The sequence below is a fragment of the Neobacillus sp. PS2-9 genome (assembly GCF_030915525.1).
In the GTDB taxonomy this organism is placed as follows: Bacteria; Bacillota; Bacilli; order Bacillales; family Cytobacillaceae; genus Neobacillus.
In genome coordinates, this window is sequence record NZ_CP133269.1 from 884059 (window position 1) to 901825 (window position 17767).

Here is a 17767-nt window from a genome sequence, read left to right on the forward strand (position 1 = left end):
ATGAGAGCAATACTATTAGCAGCAGGAATGGGCACAAGATTACGACCATTAACACTAACTACACCGAAGTCCTTGGTTGAAGTTAACGGGAAACCGATGCTCGAGCAGCAGGTGGAATTCCTTCAAGAAGTCGGTGTGGAGGAAATCATCGTAGTTACAGGATATTTGAAGGAAAAGTTCGAGTACTTAAAAGAAAAGTATGGAGTTACGCTTGTTCATAATGATAAATACGATGTGTATAACAACATTTACACTATGTATTTAGTTAGGGAATATCTTCCAGACTCGTACGTAATTGACGCCGATGTCTTTTTGAAAAATAACTTCCTTTTGCGTGATCCGAAGAAGTCGATGTACTTTAGTTCACGAAAGCCAGAGTTTAAAGCGGAGTGGATGATTCGCTTCGATGACAATTTCAAGGTCTATGACATTGAAGTTGGCGACGGCGAACATGATTACATTTTATGCGGCATCTCGTATTGGTCAGAGGAAGATGGCCGTTATATCGTTAAGAAGCTGGAGGAAGCGGTCGCTGGCGCAAACTTCAAGGACCTTTACTGGGATGACATTGTTAAGGATAACATTCGCGACCTAAACGTGTATCTACAGGAGATTCACCCAGACGACAGCTACGAAATCGATTCACTCGAAGACCTTGAAAAAGTAAAGAAGCGATTGGTGATGGAGAAATAGATAGAGCGTGAGCAAGCGGGCGGGCACTTTGACTAAAGTGTCCGTTTTTTTATGCCTCGATCCTATGGAAAAGTACTCAAAAGGTAAATAGAAGAAGTTTCTAATGCCCGTGGCAAAGGGAAAAGTACTTGAACGGTAAATAGGAGAAGTTTCTAATGCCCGTGGCAAGGGAAAAAGTGCTCAAGCGGTAAATAGGGAATGTTTCTAATGCCCGTGGCAAGGGGAAATGTGCACGAACAGTAAATAGGAGATGCTTCTAATACCCTTGGCAAGGGAAAATGTGCACGAACAGTAAATAGGAGATGCTTCTAATACCCTTGGCAAGGGAAAAAGTGCTCAAGAGGTAAATAGGGAATGTTTCTAATGCCCGTGGCAAGGAGAAAAGTGCACGACCGGTAAATAGGGAAAGTTTCTAATACCCGTGGCAAGGAGAAAAGTGTACGACCGGTAAATAGGGAAAGTTTCTAATACCCGTGGCAAGGAGAAAAGTGTACAACCGGTAAATAAGGGATTCTTCTAATGCCCGTGGCAAAGGGAAAAGTGTTCAAAGGGTCAATAGAAAAAAATCCTAAAGCCCGAGACAAGGAAAAAAATCCCTGAGTGGGCAATAGGATTGTTTACTATGGCCCGCTCTAAGAGAAAAAGATTGCTTTTTACTCATAATAACAATTTCTTCTATTATTTATAGCTTTAAAATGCTTCTTAAGAATTCTCCTAATTGTCTTTTTTGAAATTACACGACACCAGACATAAACAAGGTTGGTGGTAATGTTTATGTCAGGAAAAAGAAGCTTAAGTTCCATCACACTTCGTAAAACAGCAGATTCGATTTCTTCTTCGGCCCCACAATCATCACAAGTGGCTTTCAGTTCTCTGACTGAAACTCTTAAAGACTGGCAAGTACAACAACTGAGCCCTTTATCGAGCTGTCCAAATTCGTATTTCAGCAGCCTCGGATAAGGAGAATCTACTTGATGCAACGAATCTAATAGCTCAGCCAATTGTTTGTGTCTGTTAGTAAGATTCCTTGTAGGTGTATTTAATTTTTTAAATAAGGAATTCAGTTGTGTAGGAAAAATAAGAGGTTTATTTTTTGGTGCTTGGTAAAGCGTGAATTCGGGGTTAATAAAGACAACATTGGATTCTACTGGTATTCTGAAGCCATGTTTTTGCAGTAACTGGTGAAAGAGAGAGTCACAGCGTTTTAGCTGATCAAGTGGGTTGGTGGTGATTTTCGTATCATTCTTCTTAGAGTAAAACTCACCATTTTCATAATAATAATTACCTTCATTATTTTTAACATCAAAAATGTGCAGGGTATCTTTAATAATCAACGTATCAATTTGAAACTTATTATTATTAACCTCCAACAATAAGTCATTTAATACATAACAATTACTCTGAATTTTTTCGGTCAATGAATCAAACATCACTTCCCCTTCGTATCCTTTTTTTAGATTATAAAAGTTCCTCTTATCGACATCTGGTAACTCCATCCTAGCATTCAAGCTTCTTAATATTATTAATTCCTGCCGTTCCGTGCGAGGTTTAAAAGCCATAAAGCACTTCCCTTCATAATTTATCCAATTCTATTTTCATTTTAATAAAATTTCTCACTCGATGATAAAAAAAGTTTGAACATTCCTTGAAGAAATTACAAGATGTTTGTCGAATTAGGGTGGAAACGGTTGGAAAATATGTTACCCTTAAAAATAGATAAATAGATTGAGAGGAGAAAGGAATTGAAAAAAGTAGTATTTCGAAGTTTCTTAGTTGTTCTTTTGTTATTGGGGATTTTTCATAATAAGGCAATGGCTGCCGAATCAACGACACAATCCGAAATGACTGTCATCTCAATAAATTTACCAGTCTATCGGAATTTCGAGGAGTTATCTGATTTTAGAATTCATCTAGGTTCAGACTACAAGAGATATGCAGTGTTATCTTTTAAGGACAAGGTGACAATCCTCAGTGTGAAGGACTACGCTGCACAAATACGTATGGCAGATGGTAGGACAGGCTGGGTCCATAAGGATTATTTAAGCAGTAATATCATGAATCAAACGTGGCTTGTAAAAGAAGGCAGAAATCTAAGAGAAGACCCAAGTACGACAAAGCCTTCAATAGGGTCTGTTCCCGATAAGGCGAAAGTATATGTCCTTGATTATGATAAACAAAGTAAATTCTATAAAATCCAAACGACAGATGGACATGAAGGTTGGATTAAAGGAACCTATCAAGAAGGAGAAGGATCAAATTTCATTGATTACGGAAAAGGCTTAAATGTGATTCCGTATGAATTTGATAAAGAGGGGAAAGTGACCACTAACCTTTCAATCTTTACTCCATTAAATACTGTTGCCAAAGTAACAGCCAATCAAATAAACAAGTTTATTGAGTATAAGACGAATGGAGCCACTACGGAAATGGCTGCAATGGGATCTGCTTATCTAGAAGCCCAAACTAGTGCACACTTAAATGCTGTCTACCTTTTGGCACATTCAGGACTTGAGACCAAATGGGGAACCTCGGATATCGTTAAAAATGTCCATAACTATTATGGAATTGGCGCCTATGATTCACAGCCTGCAGAGGGTGCGGATACGTTTTCTTCTAAAAGTACAGGCATTATTGAAGGGGCTAAATTTATTAGTACTAGATATGTAAACAGAACTACGGGATTCCAGTATCCATTCCCACAGCCAACTCTTGATAATATGAGATTTAATGATGAATTACATCAATACTCAACAGATGAAGCGTGGGCTGGAAAAATTTCAACGATTATTAAAGAATTTAACATCTTTACTTATACAAAAGGTTGGAAAAATATTGCTGAAAAATGGTATTACAATAATGGGGACGGCACCTATAAAACAGGCTGGCTTCTAGATAAAAACAAATGGTATTTCTTAGACACGTCGTCAGGTGTCATGCTTACAGGCTGGAAACAGATAAATGGCAAATGGTATTATCTCAACCCAGACGGCGATATGAAAACTGGTTGGTTGTATTCAGGAGGAAAATGGTATTACCTTGACTTTAAGAATGGCGACATGAAAACTGGGTGGCTCTACACTGGCGGTAAGTGGTATTACTTAAATAATAGTGGTGTCATGCAAACAGGCTGGATCAAGCTTAGTGGCAAATGGTACTACCTATACAAGGATGGCCATATGGCTGCCAACACTACCGTTGGCGGGTATCGTCTAGGAAAAACGGGTGCCATGCTTTAATCAAACTTTTTAGTAGGAATCACTTAATGGTGGTTCCTATTCTATTTTCTTAGGATTTTTCCAAAAAAGAAGATGAGTTGACAAATTTCGCTAGCATTTATACAAGTCACTCCCAAACATAGTTTGAAAGTCACGAGATTTATTAAGGCTATATACCTGAATTTTTACCATTTTTTCAGAAAAATCAAATAAAAAGTCGAATATGGTCAGTATTTGAAACATTCCTGTAATACTATTAATAAACAACTGTAAATTAAAACTAGCAACTTTTATGAGATACTATAAATAATTAATAGAGAGAGAGAAAAAGAAACACGGAGGTTATCATGAAGAAGTTTATAGTCAGTGGTCTACTATCATGTTCTTTACTCTTGAGCGGATTTATTGGTGGACAGAAAACAGAAGCAGCATCATTTGGAGATAAGGTTACAGATATAGCACTTGAATACATTGGAGTTCCTTATGTATGGGGAGGCACATCACCGAGTGGATTTGATTGCTCTGGTTTTACGAGTTATACATACAAGCAAGCGGGTATTACTATCCCACGAACAGCTTCTGATCAATACACTAGAGGGCAAGCGGTTTCGAAAAGTAACTTACAAGAAGGAGATTTAGTTTTCTTTAGTACATATAAGGCTGGAGCTTCTCATGTGGGTATTTATTTAAGTGACAATAAGTTTGTTCATGCGTCATCAAATGGTGTAAAAGTTAGTTCTCTGTCAGAATCTTATTACTCATCAACATATATTGGTTCTAAACGTATTGGGAATACCACGAATGGTTGGGTTCTTTCAAATAAAAAGTGGTACTTCTATAAAAATAGTGTAAAACAGACTGGATGGTTGAAAGATAACAGCGAATGGTATTATTTGGACACAGACGGTGAAATGGCTACTGGTTGGTTATATTGGCATAATGATTGGTATTATATGTATTCAAGTGGTTCTATGAGTACGGGTTGGATATATTCAGGTGGAAAATGGTATTATCTATACTCCGATGGAACCATGGCTAAAAGCACAACCATTAGTGGGTATAAATTGAACAGTAATGGGGCTTGGATTCAATAAGCAAAATAAGTACAAAAAGCGAAACCATTTAAGAAGGTTTCGTTTTTTATTTTCAAATAAATATTAGTTAATTAATGAACAAAAGGGTAAAATTCGACATCATTTGCGGCTCACAGTTTCTTTTAGTGCTGTTATTTGTTACAATTAGTTGTAAAAATTTAATTGTCATACCTTATTGAAGGGTAGATCTCATCATCAAGGTAAAATATATGATTATAGTCATTCAAAGTATGTCTGGAAAGGAAGTTTACTTCATGAGTAAAATTTGTGTCATCGGCCTTGGTTATATCGGTCTTCCTACATCTGTTATGTTTGCTAATAATGGCATTCAGGTTCACGGTGTAGACGTAAATGCTGCGGCAGTTGAAAAAATCCAAAATAAACAGCTTCATATCGAAGAAAATGGACTAGAGGAGCGCCTGATTGCAGCAATCGACAGCGGTAATTTTACTGTTTCAACTACACCGGTAAAAGCTGATGTCTTTATCATAGCCGTTCCATCACCAATTAACTCTGATAAAACAGCAGATATGAAATATGTTCAAGCAGCTACAAAATCTATCGTTCCTTATCTTGAAAAGGGAAACCTTGTCATTCTTGAGTCAACTGTTCCTCCAAGAACGGTAGAAGACGTAATGATTCCAATCTTAAAAGAAAGCGGACTCGAAATCGGAACAGAACTACTTGTTTCTCACTCCCCTGAACGAGTTATTCCAGGTCGTGTATTCGAAGAGCTTGTAAATAATAGCCGTATTGTTGGTGGAATTAACGAAGAATCATCTGAAAAGACAGCTGAGCTTTATCGTGCCTTTGTTAAAGGTGAAATTTTCTTAACTGATGCGACAACAGCCGAGATGGTAAAGGTTATTGAAAATACGTACCGCGATGTCAACATTGCATTTGCCAATGAGCTTGCACGAATCAGTGAAAAAATCGGCGTGAATGTGTGGGATGCAATTAAGCTTGCGAATCATCACCCACGTGTAAATATCCACTTACCGGGACCTGGGGTTGGCGGACATTGTATCGCAGTTGATCCATGGTTCCTAGTGGAGCAGGATCCAGAAAATGCACAAATCATTCACCTTTCACGTAAAACAAATGATTCTATGCCGCTTTATGTGGCTAATAAAGTCAAAACGATTAGCGAGCAACACCAAATCACAAATCCTAAAGTAGCCGTTTTAGGGTTATCGTTTAAGGCTAATATTGATGATATGCGTGAAAGTCCATCTGTTGAAGTTATTCATCACTTAAAAGAGCTGAATCTTGAATTTACTGCTTTTGATCCACATATTAAGGAGCAGAAAATTCCTCAGCAAACGTTACAATTGGAAGAAGCATTAAAGAATGCAGATATCGTTCTTATTTTAACAGAGCATGATGAGTTTAAAATACTTGATCCGAAGCAAACAGCGAACCTGGTTCGTTCAAAAATTGTTTTAGATACAAAAAATTGCCTTCCACGCGAAGCTTGGGTAAATGCAGGTTTTGACGTTCGCTTATTAGGGGATTCTAAAAATAGTTAATGGATAATTACTGCGGCTGAACCTAAGCCGCAGTTCATTTCGTATATGAAGTCCAAATAATACAGGTGGTACATATGAAGGAAAATTTCCTCGGGGTGGATGTTTGTAATTATGATTATGATCAGCTTGCCTCGTTATTGATGAAGGATATCGAAACGAAAAAAAAATCATTTATAGTTGCCATTAATCCGGAAAAAATTATGAAGGCCCAAGAAGATGTGGAGCTTAGAAAACTGTTGAACCGCGCTGATTATCAAATTCCAGATGGGATTGGAGTCATCTTAGCGTCCAAGCTAAAGGGTGGTCAAGTGAAAAGCCGGGTAACAGGGATTGATATGATGTTGAAGCTGTGTCAAACAGCTGCTGCACAAGGAAAGCGCATTTTCTTATATGGTGGAAAACCAGGAGTGGCTGATGCGGCCAAAGCAGAGCTGGAAAAGCAAATCCCTGGCATTAACATTGTAGGTACACTTCATGGTTATGAAAAAGATGAAGAAGTGATTATCAAGACGATTAATCAGCATGATCCTGAAATTATGTTCGTTGCACTTGGCAGTCCAGCACAAGAATATTGGATTGTCAATCATATGGATCAAGTGGCACCTTACGTGTTTCAAGGAGTCGGCGGTTCCTATGATGTCATATCAGGGAATCTGAAACGGGCGCCTGAAGTATTTCAGTCCCTTGGTCTTGAATGGTTTTACCGACTTGTGAAAGAACCTTGGCGCTGGAAAAGGCAGCTAATTTTACCAAAGTTTCTATTAAGAACGTTAAAAAAATAACATCAGAGGCCTTTCTCGATTTTAAAAGGGAGAGGCTTTTAGTTCATGGAAGAAGGGGAAGAATGATGGCAACGTTTGTTGACAATTTAATCAAACAATTACGCGCCAGTAAATTCTATGGGGTAGCTAAAAATAATCCGGTTTTAATAAAAATGAAAAGAAAATATGATAAAGTACAATACCAAAAGCAGAAGGATATGGTCCATGTTTACGGTATGCAAACCTTGAAATATATGAAAGAAGGTTTTGCAGAAATCGGAGAAGAATTCTGGCTCGATTATGGGACGTTGCTTGGTGCAGTAAGAGAGAAGGACTTTATTGGGCACGACAAGGACCTTGATATTGGCTGCTTTAATTTTGATGACCAAACGAAAGCAAAGCTTGTTAAGGTGTTAGAGAAAAAAGGGGTAAAGCTTTACAAACAATATGAAATGGACGGAAAGATTTTTGAACAGGCCTTTCATTATAATGGCTTACATATTGATATCTTCTATTATTGGAAGACCGGTGAGGATAAAATTTGGTGTTATTTTAGTGATATCGGCACGAAGATGGAGTTTGAAAATCATTCGGACTATCAAATTGCTAAAGGGTATCGCACCCAATCCGTTACCTCCCGTTTTACGGGGTTAATGGACTATGAATTTAAAGGTGAACTGTTTAAGATTCCTTCAAACTATCATGAGTATTTGGTTGATAACTACGGGACAAGCTATATGAAAAAAGATGAGAACTGGGTTGCAGGAGAATCACCAGATAATATTAAGCTGGTTGATAAACCGGTTATTGTAAAGGAATATATTTAGGAATGGAAGGGCTGTCTCTGTGGCGGGCCTTTGCCTTTTGATTTGAGGGTTGTTTTATGCAAAAGTCGTTAATAAAAAACGCAATCTATAAAATTACGTTAAACTTCTTTAATCTAATTTTACCTGTATTAATTGGAGCCTATGTTTATCGTACATTAGGCTCGGATGCCATCGGAAGAGTAAAGTACGGGGAAACGATTTTTAACTATTTCTTTATTTTTGCGGCCTTTGGGATCTATCAATATGGACTTCGTGAGGTTAGTCGAATCAAGAATGATAAGCAAAAGGTAGCACAACTATTTACCAGCTTATTTACTTTCAGCTTACTGACAAACGTTGTCTCCTTAATTACCTATATGGCTGTCGCCTATTTCGGTTATGGGGAAAAGGCATTATTCCCTGTGTTAATGGTGTATGCGATCAACTTTTTCTTCAATATTTTCTATGTTGAATGGGTAAACGAAGCCTACGAAGATTATGGCTTTATTACCATTAAGACGATCGCAGTGAAGATCGTCTATGTCATATTGTTGTTAACCTTCATTAAAGGCACGGATGACTACCTTATATTTGTCGGACTATTAGTGCTATCAACTGGTTTAAATAACGTGATTAGTTATTTTTATGTGAAAAGTAGAGTGAAATTTGACTTTTCAAACTTACATTTCCGACCGCATCTCAAGCCGTTATTTCTAGTCGTTATTTTTTCAAACGGTAACATCCTGTACACGCAGCTGGACCGGTTTATGCTTGGGGAATTCGTCAGTGAAAAATCCGTTTCCTATTATACCTTGGCACAGCAAATCGCCACGATGATTAATGCGTTGATGTTAAGTATCATTCAGGTGACGATTCCAAGGCTGTCATTCTTATTAGGTGGGGAAAATGAGGAGCAGTACCTTGACCTGCTAAAGAAAATTACCAAAATCTATTCTGCCTTGCTGTTTCCAGCGGCGATTGGGCTTTACGCTATTGCAGACCTGGGGGTTATTATCTATGGGGATAAAGAATTTAGAGCTGCAGGCCCGGTTCTATCTATTTTTGCCCTCTATATGATTACGATTGGATTTGAATCCATTTTATCCAATCAGGTCATCTATATTAAAAAGAAAGAAAATATCCTTGTTCGCTTAATTTTTGTCTGTGGAATAGCCAATCTAGCGCTGAATTTTGGCTTCTTATATTTAGGCATCCTAGATGCGAAAACTGCCATCCTGACGACGGCAATTGCCAACGTGTTACTGATTGCCAGTGAATACGTTTATATTAGGAAGTATCTTAAAATTCCAATTCAGTTACTCTCATGGACAAACCTGAAATATCTTGTCTACTCACTGCCGTTTATTCTTATTTCCCTGGCCATTCGCTCGGTTGTCAGCGGAACGATTACCCTATTCGTTCTTATCATTGCAGCCTGTGGTCTATACTATATATTGATTTTATTCCTCACAAGAGATGAAATCGTTACTTTAATTACTTCTAAAATAAAGGGTAAATTGTTGAAAAAATAAGCAGTTTTCATTGCATTTATATCTTAAGCAAAACTTAAGGAAACTTTAATATTGTGTATACAGTTGTCCGCTATAATCATGGATAAAGTCAAAATTTGAGGTTTATTATGTCTACTTTAAAGAAGAATTTCCTTTACGTACTGCTTCAACAATTTGTCTTGCTTGGGCTGCCTTTTTTAACTATCCCATATATTTCGAGGATCTTGGGCCCACAAGGTGTGGGACATTATAGTTATAGTTTTTCTTACATTACCCTTTTCATAAATGTATTTCTTCTTGGATCCAACTTGTATGCCATCAGGGAAATCGCAAATGTGAAAGCAGATGGGCAACAGTTATCTCGTTCCTTTAGCGAAATATTTCTTATACGTACGGGATTATTAGCAATAGCAACGGTTATTTATTTTGTTTGCGTTCCACTCATTTGGAATGGAGATGCTGTTTTTTTCTGGCAGTCACTCCATTTAATTGGCGCATTTTTTGATATTACCTGGCTGTTCCAAGGGCTGGAACAATTCAAGAAGGTGGTTACTCGGAATATTACGCTCAAGCTGTTGGGCTTTGGAAGTGTGTTTATTTTTGTAAAAGATGAAAAGGATCTTGTTTTATATACCATTATAATGGGAGCAGCTGTAATCGTTGGGAATGTGGCTCTGTTTTACCGATTACATGAATATGTTCGTTTGACGGTAACAAACCTCGTTTACAAAACACATTTTATACAGATGTTAATTCTATTCATCCCTAGCTTTTCAGCTATGATATATTCTGTATTGGATAAAACCATGCTCGGGATTATGTCCACAACGGCTCAGGTAGGCTTTTACGAACAATCCTATAAAATTGTTTATATGATTTCATCTCTGATTAATATTTCAGGAGTCGTCATGCTGCCGCGGACTTCTTCTCTTATTGCAGAGGAGAGGTTTGAAAAGCTAAGGCAGGTGCTAAGGGATGGGGTCACCTTTACTGTGTTTCTAGTTCTGCCAATCACCTTTGGATTTTTACTTATTTCTAAGGATTTTGTGCTGTGGTTCTTGGGAAGTAAATTTGAGGCAAGCGTTAGGATTGCGATGATTATGGCACCGATTATTATATTTAAGTCATTAGGTGTCATCTTCGGTTCCTGGTACCTGGTTCCTATGAAAAAGAATAAAGAGTATACATTGCCAATCGTTATTGGCGCGCTATTGAACTTTGTTCTAAATCTAATGCTGATCCCACGCTATGGTGGTGCGGGAGCGGCCATTGCGACGACAGTAACAGAAGGATTAATATTAGCCATTCAATTATGGTTCTTAAGAGGTGTTCTTAACTTTAAGGTGGGAACCAAAAAGGCGATGATTACCTATTTGGTAGCTTCTATTGTTATGGCCCTCATTGGATATCAGTTAAGTTCTTACTTTCAACTGTCATTCTTGCTGTCGATCATCTTAAAAGTAGTGATTGGAGTATCGGTATATGTAGGAGTTCTTTTATTAATTCGAGAACAGATAGCATATGGTTATATGAAAAAATTGTTTGCTTTTAAACCAAAATGAATAATGGGTAAAGAAGAGCTCTAAATGTGCTCTTCTTTTTGTCGTAGTGATAAAGATGTAAGTTATGACTTGATAAAAACCGCGATAAACGATAACATTATTTTGTTCTCAATCGAATTTATACTATATCATTCAAGAGGGGTTCCTATTGAAGAAAATTTTATTCTTATTAAATTTCGTTGGTAAAGGCGGAACTGAAAAGTACGTCTTAGATTTAATTCATGCAGTAGGACCAGAAAATAGTGTGTTTATTTATTCAGAAGAGGGTCCTGGTTTAGAGGATTTTAAACGAACTAACGTTAATATCCATCAAGTGAAAATGACAGGTCCGTTTGATCTTAATGCTGCTAAGCAAGTTAAGCAAATAGCTCTTAAGGAACAGGTGGACGTCATTCATGCTCAGTTCTTAAGGGAAAATTACCTCGCAATATTGGCAAAACTGATGGGGGCTCGCTGCAAGGTTATATGGAGCTATCACGTTGATGTTCCAATGGGCAAGGCCATCCGAACGTTAAATAAAGTCATGACAACCTTCAATCATAAGGTGATTACTGTTTCCCTATTTATGTTTAAGCAGCTGCAGCAAAAGGGAGTCTCAACTAACAAGCTAAAATTAATTTATAACGGAGTGAATGGCCCGGTATACAGTGATCCATTAACTAGCCTAAGAGCTGTACCAGTGATATCAGTTGTTGGTAGACTCCGTGAAGAAAAAGGACAGGCTTTTTTGATTAAAAGCTTAGCAATGCTTAGGAAGCATAACCCAGAAATCAAGTGGGAATGCCATATTTACGGGGAAGGTCCACAGCAGGAAGAATTAACTTCCTTGGTCCAACAATTAAGCCTTGAAAATTTTGTTCATTTTAAAGGTTTTTCCTCAGATAAGGATAAGCTATACCTAAGTAGTGACATTATCGTCATTCCATCAAGCAATGAGGCATTATCCTATGTGGCGATGGAAGCTCTATCCTATAACAGGATTGTGGTAGCAACAAACGTGGGCGGTTTGCCTGAAATTGTCAAGCATGGAGAGACTGGGATGCTTGTAAAGTATGGGGATACGGAAGAGTTAGCACAAACTCTTTTAAGCCTGTTTACTGACCAAGCGCTAGTCCAAGAACTTTCCATTAAGGGAAGAGAGTATTTTGATGAGAATTTCACATTAGAAAAAATGGTGAAAGAAACAATTGCACTTTATAAGTAATAAAATTATGTTTAGGGGTACAAATTAATGAATTTACTTCAAAGAAACCTTTCAATCTTATTTATAGGAATACTGGCGGTAATAGTCGGTCTAGTAGTAACCAATTCGAAATTGGCTCTACTGATCTCGGTGTTTATAGCGCTATTGTCTTTTTGGAAAAAAGAAAATGGAATTTTATTTTTACTGATTTTTATTCCACTACGACCTTTTTTAATAGCGGTTAATCCAGGGTTTAAAGTAATTGGTGATGCCATTATCGGCCTGTTACTTATTCGGACCATTTGGGATTCTCGCAAAGAACTAAGAAAGTTGTTTACCTTCCATCCATTTGAATTAGCGTTTTTTGCTTTTGCTGTAATCGGTGTGCTTTCTGCCTTAATAACTGATGTTTCTCTTAAGGCAATTATTGTCCAGTTCCGTGCTTACTTTTTGTTTTATCTCGTTTATTATATTGTTAAGCGCATGGATATCACTTCAGTGATGATTCGAAGAATGTCATACACCACCTTTTTCTTAGCTGTTATCATGTCTATCCAGGGGATAGTTGAAAAAATCTCTAATAAAACAGCGTTAATGCCGCAGGAATGGCAGGAATGGTGGTTGTCACCAACGAACCGAATTCGTGTTTATGGCTTGCTTAAAGGACCTAATGAATTATCACTATATTTATTAATCGCAATTATCATCTCTCTTTATTTATTAAAGCAGGTTCACGGTAAGGCACGTTCTTTCCTTTATGTAGGGATGACTTTAATGGGTACGACGATGTTGCTTACGTATTCACGTGGAACTCTTCTGACGCTATTTGCTTTTCTTGTCATCTATTTAATTGTAAATAGAAAATGGAGACCTTTTGTAAAGCTTAGCATTGTTGCTATTGTGTCTATTGGTTTGTTCTTTGGCGTTAACCAAGCAGCAGACCTGTATTATAATCATTATTTAACCGGTGAAGACCAAGAGGGATACGGAAAAGATAGTGACAACGGTTCGAAGCGATATAAAAATGCATTTTCTGAAGAAACCATCGGACAGAGTAGTTCAAGCGGAAGACTTTATTACGTTAAAAAAGCAGTTGAGATTTTTAAAGACCATCCAATCGTTGGAACAGGGTTCGGCACATTTGGCGGGGCGGCAACACTTGCTTATTCCTCACCGATTTATGATGATTACGGAATTGAATCCAATTTCTATTCAGATAACCAATATATTCTTGTCCTTGCTGAAACAGGAATACTAGGAACGCTTGCTCTTATCTTGGTGAGCTATTTCTTATTAGTTGCTACATGGAAAAACAGAAAGAAGTTTTATGGACCGTTGCTTTCCTACTTATTTATTGCCTTAATTGTCGGAGGAGCAGTTTATAACATCCTTGAAAATGATACTTTTATGATGTTCTACTTTATCCTTCTGGGTATTGTCTTGAACAAACAAATAAACAAAGAGCCAGATTCCTTTATTTAGGAAGTCTGGCTCTTTGCTTATTGGGCTACATAATTTTCTTTTATTGTACTTTCTGTTTTTAACTGACTAATACGGAAGTTTGTTATTTGCTCTTTGAAATTTTGTAGCTTTACAGCGTACTCTTCTTCGGTTTGAATGGGTTTATTTTTAGCCAAGTAATCAATAATCCAATTATTAATGAAACTATAATAATGGACTTGGTCTCCTTGATAATTTCCTATGTTAAAGGTAATTTCCTTTGCATCTTGAAAATCGTAAATTTCTATATTTGGATATTTCTGAGCTAATTCAAAAACCTCTTTTTTAAACTTCAATCTTTCCTTTAAGTAATCCGGATGCTTCTTATAAAAGGATACATGATTATACACTGGATAGGGTGCATAAAATAATGTGAATGTTGTATTTGGGTGTGTTTTAACAAGTGAAATCACATTTTCCTTAAATGATTTTATTTGAACTGAAGCTTTTTCAAAGCTAGGAAGCTGACTCATAGGTTGTACATTATTTAATGACGTTTGAATGTGCTTAATGGATTCAACAGGAGCGACTTGACCGAATTTGTAGAGAGTTTCTACCTCCCGCCAACGCTCATCCCCATTTTTATTTGCCATCAAGTTTTTATAAAAGATTTCAACAGAGTATGAACTAAACAAATAGCGAATATCATTTATTTTTGATTGATCATACATGTAAGTTGGAAAATCACTTGGTGGGCCCATTACCCATTCAGGATCACTAGCAAAGGAATAGTAATTCAATTCCCAAATAACTCTTTTTAGATTTGGTTTATTGCGAAGAGCAGATTCCGCGACCATGGATTGTTCCTTTGCGGTAGACGCAGGAAGAGATGCATTGAAAGTCTTCTCCCCAAGTTTTTCATTTGCATAGTTTTCACGGAAATTTCTGCCCATTGATGTAGCAGTAAAAACTGTATTGTAATCTTGATTTTTTAATAGTCCCGGCATTTGGTACCGTTCAGCACCAGAATATTGGGGACGATAAAGCGTGGTTTTTCTAAAATAAAATAAAGGGTCAACCACATACATAAATATCGAAACAATGAGGATAAATAACATTGAGATTATAGCTGAGACTGCAAGGAATCTTTTATAAGACATTAAGTTAACTCCTTAAAATTTAAAATATAGAAATTCGCTAACCCTATTTAAGTACAATAAGGCAATAACGGCAATAAAGCTGATAAAAACAGCGATACGATAACTTGGTTTGAATGTATTTAATCGTTCAATTGAGTTTTTGGTTAAAAGGATAATTGCTAATATCACCACAAATAGGGCGGATAATTTCAAATCAAAATAATAAGCCCATGGAATAAAATGTGTTCCAAGACGTTCGTTTAAGGCTGCTGTAATTCCAGCTGGAAAATGGAAGGCTTGGATACTAAACATTTTTGTTAGCATGACTTTGGCTGTTGTTAAATCTGGTGAGCGGAAAAATACCCATGCTATGTGTACAAAGAAAAAGGTAATAAACCAGGCAATAAACCTAGGAAGCTTAATATCGAGTCCTTTCCAATAACGGTTAATAACAGAAGCGATTCCGTGTAGAATCCCCCAAATAACAAATGTCCAGCCGGCACCATGCCAAATTCCGCTGACAAAGAAAATGATGAAAAGATTAATATATGTGCGGATATTACCTTTTCTGCTTCCGCCTAATGGGATATATAGATAATGAGTAAAGAAGCGGCCAAGAGTCATATGCCATCTGCGCCAAAAATCTTGTATATCCAATGACTTATAGGGTGAATTGAAGTTAACTGGGAGTTTAATATTAAATAATAGTCCTAAACCAATCGCCATATCGCAGTAGCCACTGAAATCAAAATACAACTGGAAAGTGTATGCCAGCGTTGTAATCCAGCTATCAAAAAGTGTTAAGGAAGCGATATTGTTATAGCCTAGATTTGCCCATTCAGCGAGTGTATCAGCGATAATTACCTTTTTAAAAAGTCCAATTGAAAAAATGTATAGCCCAGAGGCAATGTTTTTCGATTTCATTTTGTAATTTGAACCATCTCTAAGCTGATCAATAATTTCACGATGATGAACAATTGGCCCTGCAATTAAGTGGGGAAAGAAAGTGACAAAGAAAACATAATCAAGTAAAGAATATTCTTTTGTTCCTTCCCGAAAGGTGTCAACCAGGTAAGCGATTTGCTGGAAAGTAAAGAAACTGATTGCTAGTGGTAAAGCTAGATTCAACAGGGAAATATCAGTTCTGAAGACTGCATTGATATTGGTTATAAAGAAATCATAATACTTGTAATAACCGAGCAAGGCAATATTAAAAAGGATGCCAACGGTTAATATGATTCTTTTTAACACGAGGCTCTGAATTTTATTTAAGATGGTTGCCAGACTGAAATTAACCGCAATGGATGAGACAATTATTGGTAAATACTTCACATTCCAATAGCTGTAGAAATACAGATTGGCTATCACAAAAAAAATTTTTGCAATGTTTTTGTTTTTTAAGTTCAAAAGCAGGTAATATCCTGCGAATACTATTGGTAAGAAAACGAGAATAAATATGTATGAGTTAAATAACAAAATTCTGACCCCCTAATGATGTTCAAAACACGAAGTTATTATAACATAGTAACGGGACGCATTGCATTGTGTCGAATAAGCATAGAATATGGCAAATCAACGGAAAAAATAACGAATATGTAACTTTTGGGTTGTGTTTTTCGTCATAATTCATGGTATATTAAAAAGAACGTATTCTGCAATTAAGCTAAAAATATTAGGAGAAGTTATGAAAAATAAAGTAACTGTCATCTCAAATATGTATCCCTCAAGAGAGCATAAGAGCTGGGGCATTTTTGTTAAAAACCAAGTGGAAGCGCTGAGGAACAAGGGACTAATAGTAGATGTTATCGCCATAGACAATCCTAATAAAGGGAAGCTAAATTTACTTAAGAAATATGGTAAATGGTTTCTAACTTTTGCCTTGCACTTGCTGTTTAAAGGCAGTAGGACCTCTGTTGTCCATGCCCACTATGTTTTTCCAAGCGGAATGCTGGCAAAATGGTACAAAAAATGGTTTGGAGCTCGAATGATTGTCACCGCCCATGGTGGGGATATCGATAAGATGGTCAAAAAAAACCATCGTATTTATTCAATGACAAAAAGTATTCTTGTCGACGCTGATCAGGTCATTGCTGTTGGTGAAGAGCTATATGCTACACTTGAGGAAGACTTTGGGGTTCCTAGAGAAAAGCTTTCCCTTATTAATATGGGGGTTAATTTGGATGTATTTCGTCCAATCGATAAAAAAGAAGCACGAGAACGTTGCGGAATTAACACTAATCAAACACCGCTTTTGTTTGTCGGTAATATTATTGAGCAAAAAGGTCTTAATGAGCTTGTTGAAGCATTCAGCATGCTAAAAAAAGAAAATCCAAATTACCATTTATACATAATTGGTTCTAACAAAGATCAAAATTATTTTCAAAAACTGCAATCTTTGATTAAGGAACTGGGTATGACAAAAAGTATTCATTTACTTGGTACGAAAAGTCAAGCAGAGGTTGCATGCTGGATGGCAGCTGCTGATGTATTCATTCTCCCTTCACATATTGAAGGCTTCGGACTTGTTGCAGTAGAAGCGATGGCTTGTGGAACACCCGTAGTGGGGACGAATGTAGGTGGACTAAAATATCTGCTGAACAATGAAAATGGTGTTTTAGTTGAGGTAAATGATGTTATTTCTTTGAAAAAGGGGATTGAATCTGTTCTTCTCTCAGAAGAGGTTAAAGAAAAGCTAGTACGTAATGGGCTCGTAAAAGCGCAAGAAAATGACCAAAACACCATGACGGACCGCGTGATGAATCTATATCAATCACAAAAAGTAAAGGGCAGATAAGAAGAGCCCTTTGAGTTATTTTCTATTAATATAGTAATCT

Annotated in this window: 14 protein-coding genes; 11 read left to right on the top strand and 3 right to left on the bottom strand. The window is 36.9% G+C overall.

Annotated features, from left to right (window positions below; translation table 11 throughout):
* On the top strand, positions 1-693 hold the full coding sequence (locus RCG25_RS04315; RefSeq protein WP_308082455.1) for a sugar phosphate nucleotidyltransferase: 693 nt from the start codon (positions 1-3) through the stop codon (positions 691-693).
* Between the two features lie 653 nt (positions 694-1346).
* Here RCG25_RS04315 and RCG25_RS04320 read toward each other — a convergent pair.
* Entirely contained in the window at positions 1347-2252 is a 906-nt protein-coding gene (locus RCG25_RS04320; RefSeq protein ID WP_308082456.1) for a nuclease-related domain-containing protein, read from the bottom strand.
* A gap of 183 nt (positions 2253-2435) precedes the next feature.
* Here RCG25_RS04320 and RCG25_RS04325 point away from each other — a divergent pair, with 183 nt between their 5' ends.
* The 9 genes from RCG25_RS04325 to RCG25_RS04365 all read left to right on the top strand — a co-directional run bounded on the left by RCG25_RS04325 (position 2436) and on the right by RCG25_RS04365 (position 13836).
* Positions 2436-3929, top strand: a complete 1494-nt coding sequence (locus tag RCG25_RS04325) for a glucosaminidase domain-containing protein (RefSeq protein ID WP_308082457.1) — start codon at positions 2436-2438, stop codon at positions 3927-3929.
* A gap of 326 nt (positions 3930-4255) precedes the next feature.
* Positions 4256-5002, top strand: coding sequence for a C40 family peptidase (locus RCG25_RS04330; protein ID WP_308082458.1), 747 nt, complete (start codon positions 4256-4258; stop codon positions 5000-5002).
* Positions 5003-5256: 254 nt separating this feature from the next.
* Positions 5257-6531 carry a nucleotide sugar dehydrogenase gene (locus RCG25_RS04335; RefSeq protein ID WP_308082459.1) on the top strand — a complete coding sequence of 425 codons (1275 nt, stop codon included), beginning with the start codon at positions 5257-5259 and terminating at the stop codon, positions 6529-6531.
* Between the two features lie 74 nt (positions 6532-6605).
* Entirely contained in the window at positions 6606-7313 is a 708-nt protein-coding gene (locus tag RCG25_RS04340; RefSeq protein WP_308082460.1) for a WecB/TagA/CpsF family glycosyltransferase, read from the top strand.
* Positions 7314-7375: 62 nt separating this feature from the next.
* Positions 7376-8119: a LicD family protein gene (locus RCG25_RS04345; protein ID WP_308082461.1), complete on the top strand. Its 744-nt coding sequence runs from the start codon at positions 7376-7378 to the stop codon at positions 8117-8119.
* A 56-nt stretch (positions 8120-8175) separates the two neighbouring features.
* The gene (locus RCG25_RS04350) at positions 8176-9630 is read left to right on the top strand and encodes an oligosaccharide flippase family protein (protein ID WP_308082462.1); all 1455 of its coding nucleotides are present in this window, start codon (positions 8176-8178) and stop codon (positions 9628-9630) included.
* Between the two features lie 107 nt (positions 9631-9737).
* On the top strand, positions 9738-11171 hold the full coding sequence (locus RCG25_RS04355; RefSeq protein ID WP_308082463.1) for a flippase: 1434 nt from the start codon (positions 9738-9740) through the stop codon (positions 11169-11171).
* Between the two features lie 148 nt (positions 11172-11319).
* A complete protein-coding gene (locus RCG25_RS04360) occupies positions 11320-12375 on the top strand; it encodes a glycosyltransferase family 4 protein (protein WP_308082464.1) in 1056 nt (351 codons plus the stop codon).
* Positions 12376-12402: 27 nt separating this feature from the next.
* Positions 12403-13836, top strand: coding sequence for an O-antigen ligase family protein (locus RCG25_RS04365; protein ID WP_308082465.1), 1434 nt, complete (start codon positions 12403-12405; stop codon positions 13834-13836).
* A gap of 17 nt (positions 13837-13853) precedes the next feature.
* On the opposite strand, the gene RCG25_RS04370 is transcribed toward RCG25_RS04365, so the two are convergent.
* Complete coding sequence (locus RCG25_RS04370) at positions 13854-14954, bottom strand: hypothetical protein (RefSeq protein WP_308082466.1); 1101 nt, start codon at positions 14952-14954, stop codon at positions 13854-13856.
* A gap of 12 nt (positions 14955-14966) precedes the next feature.
* A complete protein-coding gene (locus RCG25_RS04375) occupies positions 14967-16409 on the bottom strand; it encodes an MBOAT family O-acyltransferase (RefSeq protein WP_308082467.1) in 1443 nt (480 codons plus the stop codon).
* A 208-nt stretch (positions 16410-16617) separates the two neighbouring features.
* Between RCG25_RS04375 and RCG25_RS04380 the strand changes: the two genes are divergently transcribed.
* On the top strand, positions 16618-17727 hold the full coding sequence (locus RCG25_RS04380) for a glycosyltransferase (RefSeq protein ID WP_308082468.1): 1110 nt from the start codon (positions 16618-16620) through the stop codon (positions 17725-17727).
* The last annotated feature ends 40 nt before the right edge of the window (positions 17728-17767 follow it).

Coding starts and splice junctions, on each gene's coding strand:
- RCG25_RS04335 (WP_308082459.1), top strand. CDS start 5,257: ATGAGTAAAATTTGTGTCATCGGCCTTGGTTATATCGGTCTTCCTACA.
- RCG25_RS04380 (WP_308082468.1), top strand. CDS start 16,618: ATGAAAAATAAAGTAACTGTCATCTCAAATATGTATCCCTCAAGAGAG.
- RCG25_RS04320 (WP_308082456.1), bottom strand. CDS start 2,252: ATGGCTTTTAAACCTCGCACGGAACGGCAGGAATTAATAATATTAAGA.
- RCG25_RS04330 (WP_308082458.1), top strand. CDS start 4,256: ATGAAGAAGTTTATAGTCAGTGGTCTACTATCATGTTCTTTACTCTTG.
- RCG25_RS04315 (WP_308082455.1), top strand. CDS start 1: ATGAGAGCAATACTATTAGCAGCAGGAATGGGCACAAGATTACGACCA.
- RCG25_RS04355 (WP_308082463.1), top strand. CDS start 9,738: ATGTCTACTTTAAAGAAGAATTTCCTTTACGTACTGCTTCAACAATTT.
- RCG25_RS04345 (WP_308082461.1), top strand. CDS start 7,376: ATGATGGCAACGTTTGTTGACAATTTAATCAAACAATTACGCGCCAGT.
- RCG25_RS04340 (WP_308082460.1), top strand. CDS start 6,606: ATGAAGGAAAATTTCCTCGGGGTGGATGTTTGTAATTATGATTATGAT.
- RCG25_RS04350 (WP_308082462.1), top strand. CDS start 8,176: ATGCAAAAGTCGTTAATAAAAAACGCAATCTATAAAATTACGTTAAAC.
- RCG25_RS04370 (WP_308082466.1), bottom strand. CDS start 14,954: ATGTCTTATAAAAGATTCCTTGCAGTCTCAGCTATAATCTCAATGTTA.
- RCG25_RS04365 (WP_308082465.1), top strand. CDS start 12,403: ATGAATTTACTTCAAAGAAACCTTTCAATCTTATTTATAGGAATACTG.